The organism is Rhodospirillales bacterium (assembly GCA_023898765.1).
In the GTDB taxonomy this organism is placed as follows: Bacteria; Pseudomonadota; Alphaproteobacteria; order Micavibrionales; family Micavibrionaceae.
The window spans coordinates 153,549-177,300 of record CP060238.1 but is presented as its reverse complement, the minus strand read 5'-3'; the positions used below and the strand labels follow the sequence as shown (position 1 = coordinate 177,300).

The window sequence follows — 23,752 nt, the reverse complement described above, 5'->3', positions numbered from 1 at the left end:
ATGTGTCTATGTCCTATATTTCCCGTTTAGCTCTTTCCCATTTTCGCTCTTATGAAAACGCGCGGCTGGAAGGTCTTTCTCCCGGCCTGATTGTTTTGAGCGGGCCGAACGGCGCGGGCAAGACCAATATATTGGAAGCGGTGTCCCTGCTCACGCCGGGCCGGGGCCTGCGCGGCGCGGGGGCTTTCGAGATGCAGCGGCAGCACATTACCCTCTCCCATGGGGAGAGGGAGGGACCCGCAAAGCGGGAGGGTGAGGGATTAAATCCGTGGGCCATATCCGCCACCGTACAAACGTCCGGCGGGCCGGTGAAGCTGGGGACGGGGCTGGATACGCAGACAGGCCGCCGGAAAATCCAGATTAATGGCGTGCCCGCCAAAAGCCAGATGGCTTTAAGCGATTATTTGTCCTGCGTCTGGCTGACCCCGCAGATGGACCGGCTGTTTATTGATGGCGCAGGCGGGCGGCGGCGCTTTCTGGACAAGCTTGTTTTCGCGTATGATCCGGGGCATTCGGGCCGGGCCACGCGCTACGAGAATGCGCTGCGCCAGCGCTCGAAAATTCTTTCTGAAGGGGAAGGCGATCCGGCGTGGCTCACGGGGCTGGAACAGCAAATGGCGCAAACGGGCGTGGCGCTGGCGGCGGCGCGACTGGAATTTGTCCGGCGCCTGCAAAAAGCCTGCCTGCAGGCCGGTTCGGAGGAAAAAGGTTTTTTCCCGCAGGCCGGATTGTCTGTGCGGGGAACGATTGAGGAGCTTTTGCAAAAGGCGCCCGCGCTGGAAGTGGAAGAGATGTTCGTCTCTCAACTGGCGCGATCCCGCGTCCGCGATGCGCAGACCGGCGGCGCGGCGACCGGGCCGCATAAAAGTGATCTGAGCGTGTCCTATGCGGCCAAGAACATGGCGGCCGGTCAATGCTCGACGGGGGAGCAAAAGGCGCTTTTGATCGGGATTATCCTGGCCCATGCGCGGCTGATGGCGGCGGAACGGGGGAGTCCTCCCGCCCTGCTTCTGGATGAAATCGCGGCCCATCTGGATGAGGACCGGCGCGCCGTTTTGTTCGGATTATTGCACCGGATCGGGGGGCAGGTCTGGATGAGCGGGGCCGATCTGGAGCTGTTTTCCGCGATAGAAAACAATGCGCAGTTTTTCTCTGTCGGGACGGGCGAAATTCTTCTTTTAAATCAAGGGCTTGCAGCCTGAAAAACGGGTGTAAAATCCCTGTTTTTCTCTGTTTTTCGTCCCGGTTGCGTGCTATAACAAAGCCTTCATGAAATAGCGCAGAAAACTGCGGTTTTTCCTTATTTTTAGAGCAAAAGAAACCTATGAGTACAGCAGCCCGAAAGACAGACAAAGACATGCCTCCGAAAAAGAACAATACCGGTGATTATGGTGCCGATTCCATCAAGGTTTTGCGGGGGCTGGATGCCGTGCGCAAGCGTCCCGGCATGTATATCGGGGATACCGATGACGGCACGGGTTTGCATCACATGGTTTACGAGGTCGTCGACAACGCGATTGACGAATCGCTCGCCGGGCACTGCGACCGCATCGACGTGATGATTAACGCCGACGGGTCCGTGACCGTGAAGGATAACGGGCGCGGCATTCCGGTCGACGAGCATCCGGAAGAGAAAGTGTCTGCAGCGCAGGTCATTATGACCCAGCTTCACGCCGGGGGAAAATTTGACCAGAATTCCTACAAAGTGTCCGGCGGTCTGCACGGGGTGGGGGTGTCTGTTGTCAATGCGCTGTCCGAATATCTGACCCTGACGATTCGCCGAGAGGGCAAGGAATGGTTTATGCGCTTCCGGCACGGGGAGCCCGAGGGCGATCTCCAGCCGAAGCGTGACATGGAAGAAGGCGAGCGCAACGGAACGGATGTGACTTTCCTGCCGTCGACCGAAACCTTTACCATGACGGAATTTGATTTTTCGACATTGGAGGAGCGCCTGCGGGAGCTGGCTTTCCTGAATTCCGGCGTGAATATTTACCTGACCGATTGTCGCGGCGAAACGCCCAAGGAATCGCATCTTCATTACGAAGGCGGAATCCAGAGATTTGTGGAGTGGCTGGACCGCAGCAAAAAGCCGATCATTAAAGAGGCGATTTCCATTGTATCGGAAGACGACGCCAGCGGCACCACGGTGGAAGCGGCTCTGGAATGGACGGATGCCTACCATGAAACCATGCTGTGTTTTACGAACAACATTCCCCAGCGCGACGGGGGAACGCATTTACAGGGTTTTCGTTCGGCGCTGACCCGCGTGATTTCCAAATATGCGGATGAAAAAGGTCTTTTGAAGAAAGAGAAAGTCAAACTGACCGGCGAGGACATGCGCGAAGGGTTGACATGCGTGTTGTCCGTCAAGGTTCCGGACCCGAAATTCTCTTCCCAGACCAAAGACAAGCTTGTGTCGTCCGAAGTGCGACCGGTTGTGGAATCGGCGATCGCGGAATATTTCGGCATGTGGCTGGAAGAAAATCCGGTGGAAGGAAAAATGATTGTCGGCAAGATTGTCGAAGCGGCAACGGCGCGCGAGGCGGCCCGTAAAGCGCGGGATCTGACCCGCCGCAAGGGCGTCATGGATATTTCCAACCTGCCGGGCAAGCTGGCGGATTGCCAGTCGCGCGATCCGGCGGATTCCGAAATCTTTATTGTCGAGGGGGATTCCGCCGGCGGTTCCGCGAAGCAGGCGCGCGATCGGAAGAACCAGGCCATTTTGCCTCTGCGGGGGAAAATCCTGAATACGGAGCGTGCGCGTTTTGATAAAATGCTCGGCTCCGAACAGGTGGGAACGCTGATTACGGCGCTGGGCACGGGGATCGGCGCGGATGAATTCAATCTGGATAAAATCCGTTATCACAAAATAGTCATCATGACGGATGCGGACGTGGATGGATCGCACATCCGCACGCTTTTGCTGACTTTCTTTTTCCGGTACATGCCGGAGGTGATTGAAAAAGGCTATCTCTATATTGCCCAGCCGCCGCTTTACAAGGTCAAGCGCGGAAAAGGCGGGGAGACATATCTCAAAGACGATGCCGAGATGGAAAATTACCTGATTACGGCGGCGCTGGGGGACCTTAAACTGGTCGATCATACCGGGGCGGAGCGCGCGGGGAACGACCTGCGCGACCTGATCGAAAAATCGCAAGGGCTGCGGGCGAGCATGAACGCGCTGGCCAGGAAGGTCGGCAACCGTGACGCTGTCGTGCAGGCGGGAATCGCCGGCGCCTTTGACGGACAGATTTTCGAGGATCAAAAGCTGGCGGATAAATACGCGAAGGATCTGGCCGGGCGGATGAACGCGCTGGCCGCCAAAAACGAAAAAACATGGGAAGTCTCCTTTACGGAGGAAGACGGCTATGTGTTGAAGCGCGTGATTCGCGGCGTGGAAGAGTCTTTAAACATTACGCCCGACCATATCCGCTCTCCCGATGCGTTGCGCCTGCAAAAAGGGCGGGAGTGGATGAACGAAAATTTTGCGCGGCCGGCAAAGCTGGTGACGGCGGAAAAGGAACTGACGGTCGCGGGTCCTGCGGCTTTGTTCGAAGCGGTGCTTGCGCAGGGCAAAAAAGGCCTGTCCATGCAGCGTTATAAAGGTCTGGGGGAAATGAATCCGGAGCAGCTCTGGGAAACCACGCTGGATCCGGAGGCTCGCGTACTGCTGCAGGTGAAGGTCAAGGACGCCGAAAAAGCTTCCGAGCTTTTCTCGACGCTGATGGGCGATGTGGTGGAGCCCCGCCGCGACTTTATTCAGGAAAACGCCCTCAAGGCGCAGCTGGACGCTTAAGGTCTTGTTGTCCTTCCGGGCGAAGGGCCGCGCAAGCGGCCTGAAGTCGGGGAATCCGGTTCCTTTCGTTAAAAATCTGACGTGTTGATTGTTTCGAATTTTTAACACGAAGGGCACAAAGGACATGAAGTTTCACGAAGTTTTTCTTTTTCAAACAATGACTTCGTGTTTCTTCGCAAGCTTCGTAAGCTTCGTGGTAAAAACGATTTACCGGTTTTTGCGATGCTTTCGCGGACTTCATGTCCTTTGTGCCCTTCGTGTTAAAATCCGAGTCTCAACGTCTTTTAAGGTATTGCCTTGCATCTATGATGAGATTCTTCGCTGCGCTCAGAATGACAGGCGGCTTTTTACCCGTCACTCCCGCGAAGGCGGGAGTCCGGAGACATAAGTTTCTGTGTTGCTCTTGGGCACTGGATACCCGCTTTCGCGGGCATGACGATAAGAAGAACTCTGCGTTCCCTGCGCCTCTGCGGTAAAAAATGAAATGCGCGCCGGCGATGCTTTCGCGGACTTCATGTCCTTTGTGCCCTTCGTGTTAAAATCCAATTCTTGACAGATTAGGAATAATATCCTATAATGGGCTGTTTTAACGGGGCCCTGAAAGGGGCTGTAACGCAAGGCGCAACAAGGAGGCGCGGCAAAGGAACTAATGGAAAAATTCTTCTTTATCAAAAAGATAGCCCTTATTCTTCCCGGTTTGGCCAACGAACTATTGGAATCGGGAAAGGGGCCTGCGGCGCTTGTGAAATGGAGGCGAATGGTTTAAAAACGCTGGGACCATGACATCACTTGCACATAAATTGTCGGGAATTGTTGGCGAAGCCTTTGTGGCGGCGGGGTTGCCGGCGGAGCGGGGGCGGGTAAACGTGTCGGACCGGCCGGATCTGGCGCAGTTCCAGTGCAACGGGGCGTTTGAATCGGCAAAGCTTGCCAAAAAGAATCCGCGTGAAGTGGCGCAGGGGATTGTGGACGTACTGTCAAAATGTCATCCTGAGCAAAGCGAAGGATCTCAGGAAGTGGAAAGAGATTCTTCGGCTGCGCCTCAGAATGACATCTTTAGTAAAGTCGAAATCGCCGGTCCCGGCTTTATCAACCTGAATGTCACGGATGCGTTTTTGGCCGGGCATCTCAAATCTCTGGCAGGGGACGAACGTCTCGGAACGCCGGAAATCCAAAATGCTCCGCCTGTCGTGCTGGATTACGGCGGGCCGAATATCGCCAAGCCCATGCATGTGGGGCATTTGCGCGCGGCCATCATCGGGGACTCTTTGCGCCGGATTATGACGTTTGCGGGATACAAGACTTACGGCGATGTGCATATGGGCGATTGGGGAACGCATCTGGGGATGTTGATTTCCGATTACCTCGAAAAAGGGGAAGAAAATCTGGTTCTGGAAACGGATGTCAGCGATGAAGCGGCCGTGGCGCGCCTGATGGATGATATGGCGGTGCGTTATCCGAGGGCCTCCGGCGCGGCCAAGGAAAATCCAGATCTTATGAAGCGCGCGCAGGAAGCGACTCTGAAACTTCAGAACAAGGAAGAACCTTATTATCCGATATGGCGGAAAATTTTTGAAGTGTCTGTCGCGGGCATGAAAAAGACGTATAGAAATCTTGATGTTCATTTCGATCTCTGGAAGGGGGAGGCCCACGTCCATGATCTTATCGCGCCGATGGTGGAGGGGTTGAAAGAAAAAGGATTGGCCGAAGAGAGCGAGGGTGCGCTTGTTTTTCAGGTTGCGGAAGAAAACGATAACAAGGAAATGCCGCCGCTCATTATTTATAAAAGCGACGGCGCGGTGATGTACGGCACGACCGATATGGCGACACTGGTGGACCGGATGGCGGAACAAAATCCGGAAAAAATAATCTATGTGGTGGATCAGCGTCAGTCTTTGCACTTTGAACAGGTTTTTCGTGCGGCTAAAAAATCCGGTATTGTGCCGGAAACGGTCGAACTGACCCATGCCGGGTTTGGCACGATGAACGGCCCGGACGGCAAGCCGTTCAAAACCCGCAGCGGCGGCGTGATGCGGTTGCAGGATCTTATTGAAATGGCGGAAAGCAAGGCGCGGGAGCGTTTGACCGAAGCGAATCTGGCTGCGGATATTGAAGGCGATGAACGCGAGGACGTGGCGCACAAGGTTGCGATTGCGGCGATCAAGTTTGCCGATCTTCAAAACCAGCGTCAGGCCGATTACGTTTTCGATCTGGACCGTCTGACCAGCTTTGAAGGAAAGACAGGGCCGTATTTATTGTATCAGGCCGTGCGCATTAAATCCCTGCTGCGCAAGGCGGGCTGTAATGACTGCCGGAATAAAGCTGATTTCAAAATCAAAGACGAAGACCGTGCCCTGGCGCTTTTGCTGACGGAATTGCCGGATTATATTGACGCTTCGTTGCGTCACTACGCTCCGCATCATTTATGCGACTACGCCTACAGGCTGGCGCAGGAATTCAGTTCTTTTTACGGGACCTGCCATATTTTATCCGAAGAGGATGAGGCGCTCAAAAAAAGCCGTCTGGCGTTATGCGCCCTCACAGCGGCGCAGCTTGAACTGGTTCTGGGGCTGTTGGGCATTTCCGTTCCGGACCGGATGTAGGGGGGCAGGTCAGGCTGCGGCCGCGGCTTGCTTTGGTTTCCGTCCCCGTTTTTGCGGGCGCACAGAACGGCCGATCATCTTTTCAACGCTGTCCAGAAAATCGTCGGATCCGCGCGGGCGGCCCGTTTGGAGGTGAAGCTCGATATCGTCATTTTCTTTCATGGGGGTGGACATATTCAAAAAGCCGGTCCAGTCCGGTATGAAATGGACGAGCGGTTTTTCTTTCGCCAGTAAAATATCTTCTTTGTTTTTTGTATGCGCTCTCGCACTGCTCCAGAGATAGCATTCGGCGCCGGGTGCCAGACCTGCCATGACGGGCAGGACTTCGATAAACCGTGCGGCAGAGAGAAGGGAACGCTCATCCATCGGATAGGAAAAAAAGCGGCTCTGGAAGAGGCTTTTTTTACGGCCTGTGCGGGCGTTGATATGAGCACAGTAGCGGCGATGCGTTTCCCCGATGGCCTGCGCCAGACCTTCCGGGGTTTGCGGGAAGGCAATCAGGTGAATCTGGTTGGGCAACAAACAGTAAGACCAGATCGAAACATTGTGGATTTTACATTGCTGTGCCAGAAGGCTTAGATAGGTTTTCAAATCGTCTTTTTCAAAAAAAATATTCTCCCCTTCGCTTCCGCGTTGCATGATGTGGTGCGGTGTATCGGGCAGAACAATGCGAGCCTGGCGTGCCATATCTCATCCTCCGGTTGAATCGGTCCGGAAAAGTATACTGTCCCCGATTTTATCGGGCAAGAAGAACCTGATAAAAATGATATGTTCCGGCAGCGGGCGTTCCATTGCCTTCGAAACAGGCGGCTTCCTTTCCGTTTAAATTGGCCTCGGAAACCAGATCCCCTGCGGCAAACGTTCCCTGGTATTTTGTTGTATAATTTGCGTTCCCGGCTGTTTGTGGCGGATCTCCTCCGGGATTTGTAACGCCGAGTTTTGTGTTGATCTCCGTGCAAACCATTTTAGTTACGTTGGGTAGAAAGAGGGTGAGGTCTGCATTGCTCGCCGCAGCCCCGTCCGTTCCAACGCCATTTATGCGGATCGCGCCCGTAATGGCCCACTGGCTTTCATCATTGGCGCCGCCCGGAGGGGCCTGCCAGATTTGCTTTCCACCGAGAGGATCAAATATTTCACAGCTGTCATCGGCGCAGGAAGCGTTGGTATAACCTGCAACAGCCGTATTTTCAAAATCCAGATCGCTTTCGGACGTTCCTTTAAGCCGGAGCTTGTTCACGGCCCGTTCAATATTTTGTGCATAAGACAAAATATCTGCCGCCGCAATTTTGGTTTGTTTCTGGGTCAGGTTGCTCGTGCCCTGATTTGAATCCTTATTGAACGCAAACATCAACGCGCCAAAAAGGGCGATGGCGACAAGGATGATTACAAGAATGTTGCCGGAGTCCTGTTTGTTTCTGTTTTTATTCCGCTGCATCTGTCGTTCCTTTGGCTTTGAAAATGGCATCCCGTATTTTTTTGCCGGAATTTTCAAGAAAGTTTCGTGTTTTTTCATCAAGCCTTGCTTTGATATAGCCTATCTTTTGCGTCGCGCCTGCGGGCGGCGACGAAAGTGTCTCCGGCGTTTCGTCCACCAGATCCTTCCACGAAATGGCTTTTTCGGCGGTATTTTTTACGCCTTCAGAGGGCGTGGTTGCTTGGACGGGCGGAGGTTCCTGTGCTGCAGTAGGCGGAGTGTCCGGAACAGGATCCGGTTCCGGTTCCAGCGCCTTTGCGGCCTCTTCCGGGAATTGTCGGGCATGAAGCTCTGCCAGCGCAAATATGCCGGCATCAATCGGAGAATCCGTTCCTGCCTGACCTGCCTGAAACCCTCCGGCGAGCGCCGCAATTTCCGGCGGCGTTTCTACGGCGACATCGGCCCCCATCGCCGTCCAGTTTTTGTTCACAAGACAATCCCGCAGCTTTGTCATCTGTTCCGAATGTTTCAAGAGATGTTCATCCGGAGGCGGAAGGGCCAGAAAACGGGTAACCCGCATGGCTTTGGCCATGCCGGGATTGCAATAGAAGATATTCGCCTGATTAAGATCGCCTCCGAAAGAGATAATAGCTTCACCCTCTTTCATTTCTTTAAGGTCGTCATAATCGGCCCGTGTACCCAGATCGACCTGCGCCTGCTGGGTGTCATGATAGCCCCCTGTCGTCATGGTCCCGCCGGTGAGATTATAGCTGGAGGCTTTTAATACGTAGGCCTTCCCGACGTGATTTTCAAAAAACTCCCTTGTCTGGGTCGGGTCCTGAAGTTTCCCGAAGATTTTAATGTTACAGTTGGCGGTGATGGACCGCGCCTCTTCCTTCACCCTTTTTTCCATGGCCTGAAGGTCCTGCGCAGCAAAGACGAGAGAGAATCCTAAAGAACGCGCCTGAGCGGCCATCACCGCCATGCCTTGCGCGGTGTAATATCCGACCTCGTCAAAGACGGTCATGAAAGGCGTGGAGGAGAAGGTTGGTTTGTTCTCAATAATTGTAGAGCTTTCTCCCTCCAGATTCGCGCCCAGAGACGAGCCCATCATTCCTTTTAACGTGGCAACAAGAATTTTACCCAGGTTGGCCGTTTCATCTCCGGATTTTTCAAGCGCGGGGATAAGCACAACAAGAACGCGCCGGTTCAGGACAATATCCACCATATCGACATCGGCATCCTGAGCGTCAAAAATATAGCCGTAATCATCCCCGAGAGATTGCAGTGCGCGTGTAAACTGCATGGTCAGGTAACCGTGCTGCTGGCGCACCGTTGTCGTGTCCACCATGGGCTGGTCCGGTCCCACGGGTTTTTCTTTTCCGTTGTCGTCAAACGCATCATCAACGTAGCCCGGCAATGTGTCGAGATAACCCTGAAGACTCTCACGCAGTTTTTGTGGGATGGCTTCATCCCGTGAAATCTGGATAATTCTGTCCAGATTCATGAATTGCCGCAATGTGCTGACCGATAAAGGCACATCCTGATTGTCCCTTTTCCAGGTAAGGGCCGGCATCAGGGAGTTGAGCAAGGATACCGCCCGCTCTTTCCACATCGCGTTGTCCCCTTCGGCTTCCGGCATGAGAGATACCAGCATGTTGGCCAGATAAGAGGACGAACCGCTGGAAAACGGGTTCATGGTGTTGGAGGGCGCGCGTTCGTCCGAGTTTCCCGTCATATAGTTCAGAACCAGAAGATCGTCGTCCCGTCCGAACCGGCGGACAAGGGAAGAGATGGAAGACCATAAATCCGTATCGGCCTTACCGTCGACATATACAAAGCCCGACCCCCATGTCAGGGCGTTTGTGACCATGGATTTTAATCCTTCCGTTTTACCGGATCCTGTGGTTCCCAGATACAGGGCATGGGTTCGGGCGTCGGAGTTGCTGTACCAAAGCTGTTCGCCGGTCGTAATATCGTTTCCCAAATATAAAATGCCTTCAGGCGTTCCATCTTTTCCGGGCGTTAAATTATTCCTGTCCAGATAAGGGGCGCCAACGGGAAGCTTTCCGGGCAGGCTTCTGTCCCGTGTTTTCAGCCACCAGAAAAACAGCAGGTAAACAATCAGGAGAATGTCTGAAAAAAGAACGGCAGAGGGAAGAAAGACAAGAGACAAAACACCCATAAGGCAAAAGGTTAAGGCGTATTCCGGTTCCTGAAGCTTATCTCCAAAACGGACATAGAGCGGGCGGATGTCACGCATGACATCTTTCTTGCCGTAAGCATATCTTTTTATATCAAACATTATTCAAAAACCAGAAAAGTGAAAAACCTGTCTTTCTTACTTAAAATTTAAAGTCCGTTTAAAAAATCACTCGCAGAAACGGGAACGCCGGTAGACGATCCTTCGTCTTCCCGACCTGAATTTGCCGTTTGCTCCGCGGAAAAGACCCCGGAAGATTGTGGCGTCAGGGAAGAAAGGTAGAAAAACAATCCCAGAACGACAATAACGCCAACAGCCGTCACCAGCCATTTGAGAGCTTCTGTTTTATGCGAGCTTCTTTGAACGGGCGGTGGGATTTCCGCCGCGCCCCCTGCGATTTTTGCGCCTTCTTTGGGGCCTTGTGTGTTTGCGGCAACGGGAACGGTTATATTATGTTGTGCCGCATTTTGAAGGGCGGAGGACACGCATATAAGGGCTTGAACGGCATCTTCCCTGTTGAAGAAAGGCGCAATATCCTCATGCTGTCCGGCGGAATTTTTCATGCACAGGATGTGGCGCCCGTTTTCCCTTTCGTGTATTTCGAAGGCGGAGGATTTGACCTGCGAAAGTTCCATGCGCCAGACGACGGGATCGATGGCCCCGGGAAGGGAGAGGACAAGGCATTCCCCGCTGACGCTGGCTGTGGACTGGTGCTTTCCTGTTAGTTTGTTCCAAAATTTGCACATGATGGTTTTCCTGTTCTTGAGTTGTTTTTATGCTGCTTTCAGTTTTTTAATTCCGCGTTTTTTGGATCCGCTATAATCGATTTGCGGCACCGGGCGTGCCAGATCGGAGTTCATGTAATCCACCATTGTTTGGACGGCGTCTCCGACTTTCGCCCTTGGAATGGGCCGCTTTGCCATTTTTTCGGCTTTGTAGTGGGCGATTGCGCCAAGCGCTTCCGGGTGATGGGTATGGCGTCCTAAATTATTAAGGGGATACCAAAGGGCCCTGTCATAACCGCGCAACCAGACAAATTGAGCCGGCGCCAGAACGCCCCCTTCTTCTCTGGCGACGGTAACGCCCCGCAAAAGGGCTGTCGTTTGCCAGGCGTGCTGATTGCATTGTGAAAGCATTTTTCCGGCGAGATCCCTGTTCTTTAAAATCTTCCGGGCGTCTTTGACAAGGCCCCGGTCTTTTTTAAGGTCGAGCCCTTTGTCATGCGACCAGCATTTTGCAAGGCGCGAGAGCAGGTCATCGGCATCCCTTCTTTTGCGGCAAGCCTTGAGGCAGCAAGAGGCAAGAAGAATTTGTTTATAGGGCGGAAGTTTCGCCGCCCCCTGCCAGCGCGGCCCCAGTTGTTGGGCAAAAGCCCTGAAGGCCGCTCCTTCGTCCAGCTTTCCGTCAGGAATGGGGATGCTGTTATAGGCCAGCCATTCTTCCGGCCCCAGAGCTTCGGCAAATAAAGGAAGCTCTGCCGGAACGGGAGAACCCGGCGGACGGGGAGGCTGGTTGGAAGGGTTGAATTTTACAAAAGGGGAAATGATGGGAAACGCGCCCGCCTGAAACTTAATAAGCCCGTCCAGATTGAAGCGTTGCCGGTACTGCGTGCCCGGACCCTTGAAAATAGCCCAAAGGCCGATAAGGGAAATAATGCCTCCGACAATCCATTTGAACGGCGTGAGCGCCAGTGTTGTCATAATACTTATTTTTTTTGTATCCAGATTCTCGGCGCGAACTTTCGGGGTGCCTTCGAACCACTCCCAAAAAAGTATTTTTTCCTTGCCCCATGCGACCACAAAGTCGTCGTCCACGAAATGCGAGACAACCCACATTTCGCCGTAACGGACCCAGCGCAGGGCGCTCAGGATTTCTTCCGTCCAGAGCCACCAGACAAGATAGCCGCAGGCGCCCAGAACGACGAGCATAATGCCCATGCCTGTCGCGACATCCGCTGAACCGTCCTGCTTGCCGTCTGCCATGATGATTGCCCGTTAATAACCCGACTTCTTGTAGTTTCGCACCACCGGGCAGTCTAGCAGAAAAAAAGGATTTATTCCAAATCGTTCGGGGGTTTTATAGGGGGTTTTACAGGGGGTAAATCAGGAGGGGCCCAGAGGCTTAAAGGAGGCTTAAAAGAGGGTAAAAGGCGCGGAAAAGACTGTTCAGCCCTGTTTTTTTTTGTTAGTGTCCGTCTTTCTGAAAGGGCCGGCATAGCACAGTGGTAGTGCAGCGGTTTTGTAAACCGAAGGTCGGGAGTTCAAATCTCTCTGCCGGCACCATTTTTTTAAGCTTCATCATCCAGAATGCGCAGAAGTTCGTCATTCATTTCACCGGCGGTTTTGATAGTCGCCAGATTGGCTTTATAGGCCGTTTCGGCAAGCTTGAGGTTCACGGCATCCTCCGCAAGGTCTGTATTGGGAACGCCGATCAGCCCGTCTTCGTTGGCGAAAGGAGAATCCGGCGCATAAGCCGGAACGAATCCTGGATCTTTCGGGATGTTTTCGGCCTGTACCCCGCCCCCCTCACTCGCTTTCTGGACGGTTGTCAGGGCGCTGTAAGGCGCGCGCCCGTCTTTTTCGTCCAAAGCCCCGGCTGAAGAGACATTGGCGATATTCGACGCGCTCGCCTCCACCCGTTTGGAAGCGGCAAATAAACCCGATAATGCAGTAGATATGGCGCCAATCATATTTTTAGTGTATCATTTATACGTTAATAACGCGTTGATATATTTAACAACATTTCGGTTATCCCCATGATTTTTCGTAACACATTGATTTTGTTTTCCTTTTTCGCGGTTCTTGCCGTGTCTTCGTCTGCACTGGCCAAGCCGAAACCCTGGGTGTTCAGTTGGGGCATGGGCCATGAGGAATGGACGTCCTACAAGACGTTCAATCCGTATCTGGAAAACGGCAAGCACCCGCATAATACACAGTGGCAGGGGCGGGACTGGTACGCCGAAGACTGGCTGTCCCAAAGTGAAAACGGTTTGAGCCTTATCGACGGGTTTTATCAGGCCAATATCCTCAAAGACCAGAAGATAGATGATGATATTCCCGTTCTGGTTGTCGGGCCCCAATTTTACCACCTTTCCGGATATGATAAACGCCGTGTGGCCCACGTGGTCGACGTGGTCTACGGTGTGACGCGCAGCAGGCCGAACGGAACCTTTATCCTGAAAGACTGGCGCACCAAACTGCCAATCGGGATCTATACCGAGTACGGTCTGCAGCTTCAGTAATTAATGAAGCCTGTTGTGAGGGGCGTCTTTTTTTAAGGAGGTGCTGACGCGCACCTCCGGCTCGTCTACCGGGACGATTTCAAGGAAATCACCTATTCTTTCTTTCATCCATTCAACGGCCAGTGCTTTACCCGAAAGGAAAGCCGTTTCATTTATAAATCCGAAGAATTCACGGGTTTGGGCAAGGGAAGAGGCTATATATTCCGGGTCATTCGAGAGGTTTTCAATTCCTTCCACGGTGTCTCGAATAAAATTTTTTGCGTCCATGGAGAGAAGAGTCTGATCGTCCTGAGTGCAGGCAAGAAACCGTTCGAAGCCGGTCATTGTTTCGCCGATTATCAGTAAAAAACCGGCTCTTTCACAGACCATGGCCTGTGCGTCCAGATCACCATTGTTTTTGTAAGGAGAAACGTTTTCGCCATCGGGAAAAAGAGTGCTGCTGGTATCGGCATAACAGGTTTCCAGCAGGGCTTGATAAGCCTGCAGGTGAAGAGCGTATGGGGGTACAAAATCCGGCATTCAGCCAGAAGAACAGGGTTTAATAATTATGTCAACTATATTTTCGCCCGGATACGGTCTTCTGTGATTTTTCCCTGCCGGCTTTCCCGCCAGATGATAAAGAGATTGGAGACAATGACAATGCTTCCGCCGATCCAGATGGAAAGGGACGGCAGGTCCTGCCAGATGACCCATCCGAACAGGGTGGCCCAGATAATGCCGGAGTAATTGAAGACGGTAATGATCGCGGCGGGCGCTTTGCTGAAGGCGACAGAGATCAGATATTGCGCCAGGGCACCGGTCAATCCTACACCAAAAAGGAGAGGTATTTCCTCCACCGTCGGGGGGCTGGCGACGAAGGGCAGCGCCAGTGCGGACGTAATAGTTCCGATGAGGACAAAATAAAAAGTGACCGTTTCCGGTTTTTCGAATTTTCCCAGATGCCGCAGAAGGGTTTGCAATATGGCGTGCATGAAGGCGGCGCTTAAAGCCAGCGTGACGCCGAGCGTATTTATCTCTCCGGCGGGAGTTGCCATGATAAGGACGCCGGTGAATCCGGTTAAAACAGCGCCCCATCGGTAAGGGCCGACTTTTTCATGCAGGAAGAAAAGCCCCAGAACCGGGATAAATAAAGAGGAGGTGAACAGAAAGGCGGTTGTGTCCGCCATCGGCATGGCGGCAAACGCGGCAAAGGTCAGGACCAGGCTAAGTGTTCCGAGAAGGGAACGCATGCCGACAGCCACAGGTTTTTTTTGAATAACCAGAATGTCCCGTTTTCCCATCACGAAAATTATGAACAGGAAGGGCAGGGTGGCGATCAGGTTCCGGTAAAAGGCAATCTCGATGACGTGGTGAGTTTCGCTTAAAATCTTGGCAAATACCATCATCACGGCGAATAAAAAAAAGGCCGCCGCTCCGGCGGCCATACCCAAAATAGGATTGTCTTTATGTTCGGTCATGGAAGGGAGTGTAAAGAAAAACCCCGGCTTTGTACCGGGGTTTTTTGTCAGGAACGTTTTTTTCGTTCTTTAATTTTTGTTTTTATCGACCAGCCTGTTCTTGCCGATCCAGGGCATCATGCCGCGAAGATCCTGACCGACTTTTTCGATCGGGTGAGCCGCCGCCTGGGCGCGCAGTTCTTTCAAACGGGTCAGGCCCTCTTTGTTTCCGCCCAGAAATTCCTCCACGAATTTTCCGGACTGGATTTCTTCGAGGATCTTTTTCATTTCCTTTTTGGTTTCCGCGGTGATAATGCGCGGGCCGCGCGTGTAATCGCCAAATTCCGCCGTGTTGGAGATGGAGTAGCGCATATTTGCCAGCCCGGCTTCATAGATCAGGTCCACGATCAGCTTGGTTTCGTGCAGGCACTCAAAATAAGCCATTTCCGGCGGATAGCCCGCTTCGACAAGGGTTTCGTAACCGGCCTGGATAAGGGCTGTCATGCCGCCGCATAAAACGGCCTGTTCCCCGAAAAGATCGGTTTCGCATTCATCCTTGAAGGTCGTTTCAATGATGCCGGAGCGTCCGCCGCCAACCCCGCTGGCGTAGGCCAGAGCAATATCCTTGGCGTTTCCGGTGGCATTCTGATGAACCGCAATCAGGCAGGGCACGCCGCCGCCTTTTTGATATTCGCCCCGCACCGTATGGCCGGGACCTTTCGGGGCCACCATGAAAATATCGAGGTCAGACCGCGGTTCGATCAGTTTGAAATGAATGTTCAATCCGTGCGCAAAAGCGAGCGCCGCGCCCTCTTTCATGTTGTCATGAAGATGCGCGTAATAGATGTCTTTCTGCAGCTCGTCCGGCGTGGCCATCATCATGATGTCCGCCCACCTAGCAGCTTCGGAAACGTCCATTGTTTCAAAGTCGGCATCCTGCGCTTTTTCGTTCGAGGCGCTTTCGGGGCGCAGGGCGATCCGGACATTCCGGCAGCCGGAATCCCGCAGGTTTTTCGCGTGGGCATGCCCCTGCGACCCATAGCCGATCACCACAATATTTTTGTCTTTGATCAGATCAAGGTTGCAGTCTTTATCGTAGTAAACATGCATCGGTGTATACTCTTCTTTGGTTTGTAAGTTCGCTTGCGGCACAGATACTCTCCTTATTGTTTAACAGTTTCAATTATTGTCCCATGGCGGCGTCGACAACGCGGGTCAAAGCGAGGAAGTCGTCAAAGTCGCCGGTGAGAACGCCATCTTTTTTTCCGACAATTTTATCATCGAATTTGACCTGGACCAGCAGCGCTTCATGGGAACTTTTGAACATGCCCCATTGCTGCATGAACAGGCAGGAATATTCCTTGTCCAGTTCGACCCATCCGTCCCGCTCAACGGCTTCCAGTGTAATCCGGCGGTGAAGACCGCCCTCGACCTGCTCATTGGCGTAGCGCTGCGCCTTGATTTCCTGGATCTCGCGGGGGGCGATGAGGGAGCCTACGCCCGCCGCGCAACCTTTGACCATTTTGACGTCAGCCTGATCCTGCGTCACGCAGGCGGAAAGCCCCAGCGCGGCGAAGACACAAAGAGCGGTAAGTCCGAGTTTTTTCATTTGTTTTTCCTTACAATACAATGGTTGCAATTAAATTTCAGTCTGGCCGCGCGACATCGCGGCGGCGCCGGTACGGCTGACATCCACCAGTCCCAGCGGGCGCATAAGATCGATAAAAGCATCTATTTTTTCCGAAGGGCCCGTGACTTCGAAAACAAAGGATTCAATCGTTGAATCCACAACGCGGGCGCGGAAAATATCTGCAGACCGCAGGGCTTCGATACGCTTCTCCCCTTCTCCTGTAACTTTGACCAGTGCGAGCTCCCTTTCCACATGCGCGCCTTCGATGGTGAGGTCGGAGACTTTGTGGACGGGAACAAGCCGGTCGAGCTGGTTTTTAATCTGTTCAATCACCATCGGCGTGCCGGAACTGACGATGGTAATGCGGGAGAGATTCTGGACATGATCCGTTTCCGCGACGGTCAGGCTTTCAATGTTATAGCCGCGTCCGGAAAACAGGCCGATGACCCGCGCCAGAACGCCCGGTTCATTGTCCACCAGAACGGAGAGCGTATGGATCTCGATCTCTTCCAGTTCCGGGCTGGACCCGTAAACGCTCTGGGTGCCGATTTTTATTTTTTTATGTGCCATATGAATGGTTTAGGCGTAAAGCCCCTCCTTGTCCAGTTTAGACCAGTTTTTTATCGAATTTTTCAGCGTCCGGCGAGAGGATCATTTCGTTGTGGGCCTTGCCGGAGGGGATCATCGGGAAGCAGTTTTCCGTCTGATCGACGCATACATCGACCAGAGTGACACGGTCGGTGTTCATCATTTCCTCGATCACGCCGTCCAGTTCATCTGGCGTTTTTGCGCGCAATCCCACGCCGCCATAAGCCTGCGCCAGCGCCACAAAATCAGGCAGCGCGGCGGTATAGCTTTCCGAGTAACGCTCCCCGTGGAGGAGTTCCTGCCATTGGCGGACCATCCCCATCCAGTGATTGTTCATAATAAAGACCTTCAGGGGCAGGTGGTACTGCACGGCCGTCGAAAGTTCCTGAATGGTCATCTGGATGGAGGCTTCTCCCGCCACGTCAATCACGAGGGCATCGGGATGGGCGGTTTGTACCCCGACGGCCGCAGGCAGGCCGTATCCCATCGTGCCAAGGCCGCCGGAGGTCATCCAGTGGTTCGGCTTGTCGAAAGGAAGGAATTGCGCCGCCCACATCTGGTGCTGTCCGACTTCCGTGGTAATGAAAATCTCCCGCGTTTCTTTTGCAAGATGTTCCCGCAAGCGCTCCAGCGCAAATTGGGGCTTGATAATTGTGCTGCTGTTTTTGTAGGCAAGGCAGTTTTTGGCTCGCCATTCGTTGATTTTCTTCCACCATGCGACCTGGGCCGCCGTGTCGGGTTCGTATCCTTTGTCTTTCCAGACTTCCAGCATGGCTTTGAGCGCCAGCCCCGCATCTGCCACGATGGGCAGGTCCACATGAATGTTTTTATTGATCGAACTGGCATCAATATCAATATGAATTTTGGTCGATTTTGGGGAAAAGGATTTTGTATTGCCGGTGACCCTGTCATCAAAACGGGCGCCGATGCAGACCATCACGTCACAATCATGCATGGCCAGATTGGCTTCATATGTGCCGTGCATGCCCAGCATGCCCAGCCATTGTTTGTCACTGGCCGGGTAGGCCCCCAGCCCCATCAGGGTGGAGGTAATCGGATGCCCCGTGATCTGGACGAGCTCTGTCAGGATTTTACTCGCTTCCGGGCCTGCATTGATAATGCCGCCTCCCGTGTAAAAGACCGGTTTTTTAGCCTTGGCGATCAGCGCAACCGCATCTTTAATTTTGGCCATATCCGGCTCGGTTTGCGGTTTATAGCTGTGCCGGATGGTCTCCTTGCGCGGGGTGTAGACACTTTCCGCAAACTGGACATCCTTCGGCAGGTCAATGACAACCGGGCCGGGGCGGCCTGTGCGGGCAATGTGAAATGCTTCATGGATAATGTTGGAAAGTTTTCCAACGTCTTTCACCAGATAGTTGTGCTTTGTGCAGGGGCGGGTGATGCCTGTTGTGTCGGCTTCCTGAAAAGCGTCATTCCCGATTAAGAAGGTGGGAACCTGTCCGCAGATACACACCATCGGGATAGAATCCAGCAGGGCATCGGTCAGGCCCGTAACGGCGTTCGTGGCCCCCGGACCGGATGTGACCAGAACAACGCCCACTTTTCCGGTTGAGCGGGCATAGCCTTCGGCCGCGTGGGCGGCTCCCTGTTCATGCCGGCATAGAATATGTTTAATTTTCTTTTGTTGGAAAATGGCGTCATACAGCGGAAGGACGGAGCCGCCGGGATAACCGAAAATCGTATCCACGCCCTGTTCCGTCAGGGCTTTAATCACCATGTCGGCTCCGGAGATCTTATGCTGTTTTGGCGCGGCGGGGTTGGCTTTGTCTTTGGCTGTTGCGGTTGTCATTGTCTTTCCCTTTTTCTTTGGTCCCTTTGTTATGTCGATTTCCTGATTTTTTGCAATAAAAAACCCCGAATTTTCATCCGGGGCACTTACCTTTTCCTGACTTAATTTAACCACGTCAGACCGGCAGCACCCCCTCGGGGAGCACCACACGCACGACGACAAGGTTATCGGTCATTTTGTTCATGGGGACCACAGTTAAAGGACTTTTCGCCTATTGGCAATCTTTTTATCGGCGAAGCAATAGTTTTTCGGCAGGTATGTCTGGGCCCATGTGTCTTCGTTTTTCTGCATGTTCATGGCATTCATCCCCGTATGAAAGTATATTTTTATTGCGCGCGTGCCTATTCTTGCAGTTGCTATATGCTGCCTTATACCTCTCTTCTTCTTCCTCCAGGAGAGTGGTCTGAAAGGCTGTTCGTATCAGAGTTCCAACCTGTGAATCAGCGTCAATATTCTTGTTGTCGTGTTGAGCCCCGAGGAAAAATGTATCTGATAGTTTCAGGTTTTGAGGGATGTTAACCCCTTCTTCTTCAGAGTTTACAGTTCCTTCTTCTAGCGCGTCTGTGTAGAGGGAGAGAGTGTCTGGCCGGGCCAGAAAGTTTAGAGTGTCTCTGAACTCGCTAATTAAAGATTCCTCGAATCCCAACGCACTCAATTCGTTAAAAGCGGCCGTGAGACTCTTGCTTTCAACACGGTTTTCCTTCGGGATAACCCGGTCTTCGTCCCGACAGATAATGGCTGTGATTTCTTTTGCTGAAAGTCGCGGCATTTTCTTTCTCCCAATCTGGCAATGAGCAGAAAGTAAAAGATTTTTTATATTATGTCAATAATTTTATAGCGAAGAGTGTTTTTTTACACGATCTTGTCCGGATCCACCTGATTGCGAAACCATGTGACCTGGCGCTTGGCGTATTGGCGGGTTTGGGCGCTGGCCTTTTCTATAGCCTCTTCTTTGGACGTTTGTCCGGAAATCCAGTCCCGTAAGGCACGGAATCCCAAGGCTTTTACGATCGGCGCGCTTTCATGGACCTCCCCTTTGTCCAGGCGTTCCATGAAGGCTTCGGCTTCTTCCGCAGCGCCGTTTTCCAGCATCCGGAGAAAACGCTGGTCGCAACGCTCCCGCAACGTGTCCCGTTCCGGCAGGACCAGCGTGATCTCGAATTTCCATGCGTCCGGCGGGCGCAGGCGGGGATGTTTTTGCCACTCGGCCAGCGTTTTTCCCGTAGCTTCCAGCACTTCCCACGCCCGCACCAGACGCGCGGTGTGATAAGGGTGAAAGCGCCTAGCCATCACCGGATCGCGTTTTTCAAGTGCCGCATGAAAGGCCGGGTTGCCCATTTCCTTTTGCCGCGCGGCAGCGGCCCGGCGGATATCTTCGGGAATATCGGGGATGGGAGAGAGTCCTTCGGTTAAGGCTTTGAGATAGAGCCCCGATCCCCCAACGACAATAGGGGTGTGGCCTTCTTCCAGAATTTGTGCAATCCGCGAGATAACCATTTCCCGCCAGTTTCCGGCGCTGCAGGATTCGTTGGGATGAAGCGCGCCATAAAGATCGTGCGGCGCCTGTTCCTTATCTTCCTCCGAAGGCTGGGCCGTAAGGATGGGCAGGGCATCATAGACCTGCATGGAATCCGCGTTCAGGATGACGCCGTTTCGTTCCGCCGCAAGCTTTAATGCCAGCGCCGATTTCCCGCTTGCCGTAGGACCGCCGATAATATGGACGGTTTTCTTAGACGGCATCTAGAATATCGAGGAGGAGCGGCAGCTCCGTGTAGCCGCTTTCGGCGTTCAGGTGCCCGCCGCCTTGAATCAGGCGGGGTGTTGTATGGAGGTGTTGCCCGAGTTGTCTGGCCTGTTCCGGCGGCACATAAGGGTCGTCGTCGCCATGCAGGATAAAAACGTCGCCGGCATTTTGGCCGATCGTTTCCCAGTAGAAGGATTTCTTGATAAAGGGCGCGTTCAGCGTGTCGTATTCGGGCTTTCCGATTTTATCCAGAACGGGGCTGACCAGAACGGTTTTATCTGTTTTGCAGATGCCGCTTTCAAGCAGGTGCAGCACAAAGGTCGCCCCGAGGCTGTGGCCGATCAGGGCCTGCGGCTGCGAATAATCCGTAACCTGCTCTTTCAGGGCTGCCAGCCAGCTGTCCGGCGACTGATTTTCCGGTGTGGGCATGGCTGGAATCCATGCTTCCCATCCTTCCGCGTCAAGCTTGTCTTTAAGCCACGGAAACCAGTTTATTTCCGGTGATCCCTTGGTCCCGTGAAAAATAATCGCCTGCATTTTACTCCTTTAATTTCAACGCCACAAAGCGGACTTCTCCCTCATTGCTGACCAAAAGAAGAACGGAAGAGCGCTTGGACTTGACGGCTTTTGCGATGATATCTTCGGCTTCCTGCGGCGTGGTGACCGCCTGCTGATTAATTTCGACGATAATGCTGCCTGCGCCCAGCCCCTTTTCAGCGGCTTCGCCTTTGGGATCGACTTTGACAATCGCTACGCCTTCGACATCGTCGGGCACGTTAAAGGCCTCACGGTTTTTATCCGTCAGGGCGCTGAGCGTTATCCCCACAGAGTCTATATCGACGCCTTTAATGTCTTTTGTTTCCTGCGCCGTTTCCAGAAGGCCGTTTTCTTCGGCTTTTTCCAGTTCGCCGATCACGACCTTGGCTTTATGTTCCTTGCCGTCGCGCCAGTATTTCAGCTCCGTTTTTTTATCAATCGGCGTTTCGGCGACAATACGGGGCAAAGAGCGCATGTCTTCAACATCTTTTCCGTCAAACTCCGTAATGATATCTCCGGCCTTGAGTTTCGCTTTTTCGGCAGGTCCGCCGGGAGTCACGCTTGCGACCAGCGCGCCGTGCGCTTTTGTAAGTCCCAGGCTTTCCGCGATTTCATCCGTAACGGTCTGGATACGCACGCCCAGCCATCCCCGGCGCGTTTTCCCGTATTCGATAAGCTGGGAAATAACCGGTTTCACCATGGCGGAAGGAATGGCAAAGCCGATTCCAACGCTGCCGCCGGAGGGAGAAAAAATCGCGGTGTTAACGCCAATAACCTTTCCGGAGAGATCAAACATAGGTCCGCCGGAATTCCCGCGGTTGATAGAGGCGTCCGTTTGAAGGAAATCATCATAGGGGCCGGAATTGATATCCCGCTGGCGGGCGGAAATGATACCGGCCGTCACTGTGCCGCCAAGCCCGAAAGGATTCCCAATCGCGACAATCCAGTCTCCGACGCGCAAGGCATCGCTGTCTCCGAAATCAACCTGTGTCAGTTTCTTTTTGGTTTCGATTTTGAGAACGGCGAGATCCGTTTTTTCGTCCCGTCCGACAATCTCAGCTTTGATCTTGGAATCGTCTTGCAGGATAACGTGGACTTCCTCGGCGTCGCGGATAACGTGGTTATTTGTGACGACATAACCTTTTTCGGCATCAATAATGAAACCGGACCCCAAAGAGGCAGCCGGCAGTGCCGGTTGTTCGTTTCCATGACGGTTCATAAATTCTTCAAAGAAATCCTCAAAAGGGGACCCCGGGGGGAATTCGGGCATTTCGGGAAACCCTTCCGGCACTTCAGCCGCTTTTTGGGTCGAGGAAATATTGACGACGGCGGGCAAAAGCTTTTCGGCCAGATCGGCAAAACTCTCCGGGGCGCCAAGAGGAACGGCTTCACGTGCCAGCGCGCTGCCGGGCGCAATCGAAAACAAGGCCATAACTGTGAAAATTGAAAGAAGGATGCGCATGAATTTTTCCTTAATGATCTTAATTGTAATGCATTTTAAGAACCAGCGTTAATCTATGGTGTTAGTCGGCTCAGGTCAACAAAACCGATTTGAAGAGCCAGAGGAGGCAAACACCAAATCCGGCCATGCCCAGTCCGTAAAGCCGCAGATTCGCGATATCGGACATCAGGGCAATAGCCATCATTTTCCGAATAAAGTCCGGAAAAAGGGCATAAATGAGGCCCTCAATGACAAAAATCAGGGCAAAGGCAAGGAGGAGATGCTCGCTCAGGCTGCCCATGTTTCCTACTTTGCGCCGAAATATTTGAAAAATTCGCTGTCCGGCGAGAGGACAAGCTGCGTGTCCGGATCGGCCAGCGTCTTTTTATAAGCTTCCATAGAACGGATAAAACCGTAAAATTCTTTATCCTTGTTGAAGGCATCGGCGTAAATCCTGATGGATTCCTTATCGCCTTCCCCGCGAATGATCTGGGCGTCCCGCGCAGAATTCGCAAGGATGACGACACGTTCCTTGTCCGCCGTGGAGCGGATTTCAAGGCCCCGCTCTTCCCCTTTGGAGCGGGTTTCCGTGGCGCGCTCCTTGAGTTCGGAAATCATCCGGCGCACGGTAGAATCCCGCAGATCGTGCGTTAAGTCCGCACGCACAATGCGCACGTCCACAATTTCAATTCCCAGTTTGTCCTGTTTGATCTTGCGGTTCACACGGGCGCGAATGGATTCCATCACGTTTTGACGCTTCGACGATAAGAGCTCGCGCAGGGTCGTGACCCCCATAACGGTCCGCGTGGCGTCTTCCAGAATATTTTCCAGACGGGCGTTGGCGCGGTCGATACTGCTTAATGTTTTCAAAAACTGGAGCGGGTCGATAATTTTGTAACGGGCAAACGTGTCGACAATAATGGGTTCCCCGCTGACATCTTCGATGATGGAGGTTGCCGTTTCTTTTGACGCCGCTTCTGGTGCTGTTTCCGTTGATGCCGCTTCCGCTTCATTTTCAGGGACTTCGGATTCAGGGGCGCCGGAATCCCTTTTTTCAATCAAGGAACTTGAAATCACCATTTGCTTGGGTGTGGGGTCGACGGGCAGGATGCGCCGGTCGAAATAGCGGACCTCCTGAACAAGCGGGATTTTAAAATGAAGCCCCGGTTCTCGCGGCTCCCCGATAGGCTGTCCCAGTTGCAAAACGATGGCCTGCGCGCGCTGGTCAACGGAGAACAGGGACTGGGAGACGACAATCAAAGCCAGAGCGGCCACCATGACAAGAATGGTTATTTTGTTATTGCCCATG

The 23,752-nt window shown here is 53.2% G+C and carries 22 protein-coding genes and 1 tRNA gene; 5 read left to right on the top strand and 18 right to left on the bottom strand.

The annotated features are described in order from the left end of the window. Nucleotides 1–8 precede the first annotated feature (8 nt). The 3 genes from recF (at nt 9) to argS (ending at nt 6,399) form a co-directional block, all read left to right on the top strand. Nucleotides 9–1,202, top strand: a complete 1,194-nt coding sequence (recF, locus tag H6853_00860; protein USO03864.1) for a DNA replication/repair protein RecF — start codon at nt 9–11, stop codon at nt 1,200–1,202. A 155-nt stretch (nt 1,203–1,357) separates the two neighbouring features. Then, complete coding sequence (gene gyrB / locus H6853_00855) at nt 1,358–3,796, top strand: DNA topoisomerase (ATP-hydrolyzing) subunit B (GenBank protein ID USO04555.1); 2,439 nt, start codon at nt 1,358–1,360, stop codon at nt 3,794–3,796. A gap of 779 nt (nt 3,797–4,575) precedes the next feature. Further along, nucleotides 4,576–6,399, top strand: a complete 1,824-nt coding sequence (gene argS, locus H6853_00850) for an arginine--tRNA ligase (GenBank protein USO03863.1) — start codon at nt 4,576–4,578, stop codon at nt 6,397–6,399. Nucleotides 6,400–6,408: 9 nt separating this feature from the next. Here argS and H6853_00845 read toward each other — a convergent pair whose 3' ends face one another. Genes H6853_00845 through H6853_00825 form a run of 5 tightly spaced genes read right to left on the bottom strand, consistent with a single transcriptional unit; the run spans nt 6,409 to nt 11,998 of the window. Further along, nucleotides 6,409–7,086: a transposase gene (locus H6853_00845; GenBank protein USO03862.1), complete on the bottom strand. Its 678-nt coding sequence runs from the start codon at nt 7,084–7,086 to the stop codon at nt 6,409–6,411. 49 nt (nt 7,087–7,135) lie between these two features. Further along, the gene (locus tag H6853_00840) at nt 7,136–7,834 is read right to left on the bottom strand and encodes a hypothetical protein (protein ID USO03861.1); all 699 of its coding nucleotides are present in this window, start codon (nt 7,832–7,834) and stop codon (nt 7,136–7,138) included. Then, on the bottom strand, nt 7,821–10,118 hold the full coding sequence (locus H6853_00835; GenBank protein USO03860.1) for a type IV secretion system DNA-binding domain-containing protein: 2,298 nt from the start codon (nt 10,116–10,118) through the stop codon (nt 7,821–7,823). Before H6853_00835 ends, H6853_00840 begins: the two co-directional genes overlap by 14 nt. 47 nt (nt 10,119–10,165) lie before the next feature. Further along, entirely contained in the window at nt 10,166–10,762 is a 597-nt protein-coding gene (locus H6853_00830; protein ID USO03859.1) for a hypothetical protein, read from the bottom strand. Nucleotides 10,763–10,789: 27 nt separating this feature from the next. Next, nucleotides 10,790–11,998 carry a type IV secretion system protein gene (locus H6853_00825; protein USO03858.1) on the bottom strand — a complete coding sequence of 403 codons (1,209 nt, stop codon included), beginning with the start codon at nt 11,996–11,998 and terminating at the stop codon, nt 10,790–10,792. A gap of 225 nt (nt 11,999–12,223) precedes the next feature. On the opposite strand from H6853_00825, the gene H6853_00820 reads away from it, so the two are divergent. Further along, nucleotides 12,224–12,298, top strand: a tRNA-Thr gene (locus H6853_00820). A gap of 5 nt (nt 12,299–12,303) precedes the next feature. Here H6853_00820 and H6853_00815 read toward each other — a convergent pair. Next, complete coding sequence (locus H6853_00815; protein ID USO03857.1) at nt 12,304–12,705, bottom strand: flagellar biosynthesis protein FlgC; 402 nt, start codon at nt 12,703–12,705, stop codon at nt 12,304–12,306. Between the two features lie 66 nt (nt 12,706–12,771). Between H6853_00815 and H6853_00810 the strand changes: the two genes are divergently transcribed. Beyond that, nucleotides 12,772–13,257: a hypothetical protein gene (locus H6853_00810; GenBank protein ID USO03856.1), complete on the top strand. Its 486-nt coding sequence runs from the start codon at nt 12,772–12,774 to the stop codon at nt 13,255–13,257. Here the strand turns inward: H6853_00810 and H6853_00805 are convergent, their stop codons facing one another. From H6853_00805 to hflC, 12 genes are all read right to left on the bottom strand, one after another. After that, nucleotides 13,258–13,776: a hypothetical protein gene (locus H6853_00805; GenBank protein USO03855.1), complete on the bottom strand. Its 519-nt coding sequence runs from the start codon at nt 13,774–13,776 to the stop codon at nt 13,258–13,260. It lies immediately after the preceding gene. A gap of 35 nt (nt 13,777–13,811) precedes the next feature. Further along, nucleotides 13,812–14,714 (bottom strand): DMT family transporter, encoded by a 903-nt coding sequence (locus tag H6853_00800; protein USO03854.1) that lies wholly within the window; start codon nt 14,712–14,714, stop codon nt 13,812–13,814. Between the two features lie 69 nt (nt 14,715–14,783). Beyond that, nucleotides 14,784–15,803, bottom strand: coding sequence for a ketol-acid reductoisomerase (gene ilvC, locus H6853_00795; GenBank protein USO04554.1), 1,020 nt, complete (start codon nt 15,801–15,803; stop codon nt 14,784–14,786). 73 nt (nt 15,804–15,876) lie between these two features. Continuing rightward, nucleotides 15,877–16,302, bottom strand: coding sequence for a hypothetical protein (locus H6853_00790; protein USO03853.1), 426 nt, complete (start codon nt 16,300–16,302; stop codon nt 15,877–15,879). Nucleotides 16,303–16,332: 30 nt separating this feature from the next. Then, nucleotides 16,333–16,893, bottom strand: coding sequence for an acetolactate synthase small subunit (ilvN, locus tag H6853_00785; protein ID USO03852.1), 561 nt, complete (start codon nt 16,891–16,893; stop codon nt 16,333–16,335). A gap of 37 nt (nt 16,894–16,930) precedes the next feature. Further along, complete coding sequence (locus H6853_00780; GenBank protein ID USO03851.1) at nt 16,931–18,721, bottom strand: acetolactate synthase 3 large subunit; 1,791 nt, start codon at nt 18,719–18,721, stop codon at nt 16,931–16,933. Nucleotides 18,722–18,947: 226 nt separating this feature from the next. Continuing rightward, nucleotides 18,948–19,490 (bottom strand): hypothetical protein, encoded by a 543-nt coding sequence (locus H6853_00775; GenBank protein ID USO03850.1) that lies wholly within the window; start codon nt 19,488–19,490, stop codon nt 18,948–18,950. A gap of 83 nt (nt 19,491–19,573) precedes the next feature. Beyond that, nucleotides 19,574–20,461, bottom strand: coding sequence for a tRNA (adenosine(37)-N6)-dimethylallyltransferase MiaA (gene miaA / locus H6853_00770; GenBank protein USO03849.1), 888 nt, complete (start codon nt 20,459–20,461; stop codon nt 19,574–19,576). Next, nucleotides 20,451–21,002 (bottom strand): alpha/beta hydrolase, encoded by a 552-nt coding sequence (locus tag H6853_00765; protein USO03848.1) that lies wholly within the window; start codon nt 21,000–21,002, stop codon nt 20,451–20,453. Before H6853_00765 ends, miaA begins: the two co-directional genes overlap by 11 nt. A gap of 1 nt (nt 21,003) precedes the next feature. Next, nucleotides 21,004–22,464 (bottom strand): DegQ family serine endoprotease, encoded by a 1,461-nt coding sequence (locus tag H6853_00760; GenBank protein ID USO03847.1) that lies wholly within the window; start codon nt 22,462–22,464, stop codon nt 21,004–21,006. Nucleotides 22,465–22,534: 70 nt separating this feature from the next. Continuing rightward, on the bottom strand, nt 22,535–22,744 hold the full coding sequence (locus tag H6853_00755) for a DUF2065 domain-containing protein (GenBank protein USO03846.1): 210 nt from the start codon (nt 22,742–22,744) through the stop codon (nt 22,535–22,537). 5 nt (nt 22,745–22,749) lie between these two features. Beyond that, on the bottom strand, nt 22,750–23,751 hold the full coding sequence (gene hflC / locus H6853_00750; GenBank protein ID USO03845.1) for a protease modulator HflC: 1,002 nt from the start codon (nt 23,749–23,751) through the stop codon (nt 22,750–22,752). Nucleotide 23,752 lies beyond the last annotated feature (1 nt).